Genomic DNA, 1,724 nt, shown 5'->3' on the forward strand with positions numbered 1-1,724 from the left:
GAAAACCTCCTGTCTAAAGGGTTGGGCTTCGAAAACCCGCAATCCTCTCAGACAGGAGGCAATCCTTGCTATGACTCCCTACATGCCGCGCCAGCGGCTTCGTTCAATCCCGATTCTGCGAAAAAACAACATGCTCTAACACGCGATTCTAGGGAATCTGAAACGGCTCGGCATGTTCCGCGCCGAGGTCTGCCGGGCATGGCTGCGCTGGCTTCGCCGACGCAGGCAGCGCTCCCGCATGACCTAGAATCGATTCCAGCGTCACGATAGGCGATACATCCCGAAAGTCCGCGCCTGTCATCCGCATCCCGATCCGCGGTACACGTCATGACCGAAGGCAGGAGCCGTATGCGGTAGCTCCGCACGTACGGATCTGAGCGGGGGGCGCTGGGAAACCAGCGTCCCTGCCGCGACCGTTCATGGTGAGCTTCTTCCGCCATCTGCAGCAGACTCTCGTCGACGAAGATCAGGCGCCGGGGATCGAGGTTAGTGTGCCGTGAACGTCAGCGCTGGCGTCTGCGCGCGATGTCCGCGCGAGCTCGGTCGAGGGCGAGCGGCATTTTTTTGAACCGCAGCCCTGCGCGTCGCAAAAAACAGCCAAACTGCATTGTGGGAGCCCTTCTTCCCGCGCACCAAGTTCGTCCTCTAGGTGTTTAGTCCCAAGCTTTGATGGTGCATTCTTGTCGCACGATTCGAAGGATGCGCTATGGGACAGGTTTTACACGGCTGCGCAACCACGACGGAGGCAGTCGTCGAGCAATACAAAATAGTCAAGAGAGCCTGTGAGCACTCGCCAAGCGCTACGGGATCAACCAGAAGACTGTCGCGAAGTGCAAGCAGCCGAGACCGTCGCCGATCGTTCGACAGGCGCCAAGGAAGCCAAGTCGACAGTCCTTTCCATCGAGGAGGAGGCGATCATCATCGCTTTCCGGCGGCATACGCTGCTGCCGCTCGACGATTGCCTCTATGCCCTGCAGCCGACCATCCCGCATCTGACGCAGTCATCCCTGCATCGCTGCCTCCAGCGCCACGGCATCAGCCGATTGCCGGAGCTTAAAGGTGGCAAGCCTTCGAAGAAAAAGTTCAAGGCTTATCCGATCGGCTATTTCCACATCGACATCGCTGAGCTCCAGGCTGCCGAAGGCAAGCTCTACCTCTACGTCGCAATCGATTGCACCAGCAAGTTCGCCTTCGTGCAATTGGTCAAGAAGACGGGAAGTACCATTACGATCGACATGACAGATCGTCCGTCCCTCTGCCTCGCCGCGAAGTTTGCGAGGCGCCTTCATATTCCGAAACGAACTAAGAGCCGTTGAGGGCGCGCGAGCTCGTGATTCAGTCTCCCTATGGCGCTGTCGACCTCTACTATCGCGATGACTTGGTCCTTCAAGATCGCGAAGTCACTGGGTCCAAACAACGCAACGGCAGCCAAATGCACGGACCTCGGAGCTGACTTCCTCGACATAGATCAACTCTCTCAGGAGTGCTACCGAACCGAAGCTAGTGCAAGCGGAAGAGGTTACCCGCGGAAGTGACCGATAGGGAAACGAGCTCGGCTGATGGCCGTGCAGGGCAGCAATACGGTTACCCCTTCTATCTGCACTATGCGAGTTTGCGGATTCCGATTTATTCCGGCCGGGTATTCCGATTTGAAGCCGGCCACCGTTCCGAAATGAAGCCGGCCACCGTTCCGAAATAAAACCGGCCGGCATTCCGATCTGAAG

General features: G+C 57.9%; 2 pseudogenes. One reads left to right on the forward strand and one right to left on the reverse strand.

Annotation, left to right across the window (positions count from 1 at the left end):
* Positions 1–440 precede the first annotated feature (440 nt).
* Positions 441–630 (reverse strand): annotated as a pseudogene (locus ACZBJS_RS42415) (IS630 family transposase); the annotation flags it as partial.
* A gap of 76 nt (positions 631–706) precedes the next feature.
* Between ACZBJS_RS42415 and ACZBJS_RS42420 the strand changes: the two are divergent.
* Positions 707–1,217, forward strand: a pseudogene (locus ACZBJS_RS42420) (transposase family protein); the annotation flags it as partial.
* Positions 1,218–1,724 lie beyond the last annotated feature (507 nt).

It is taken from the genome of Bradyrhizobium sp. KZN70725 (assembly GCF_055264925.1).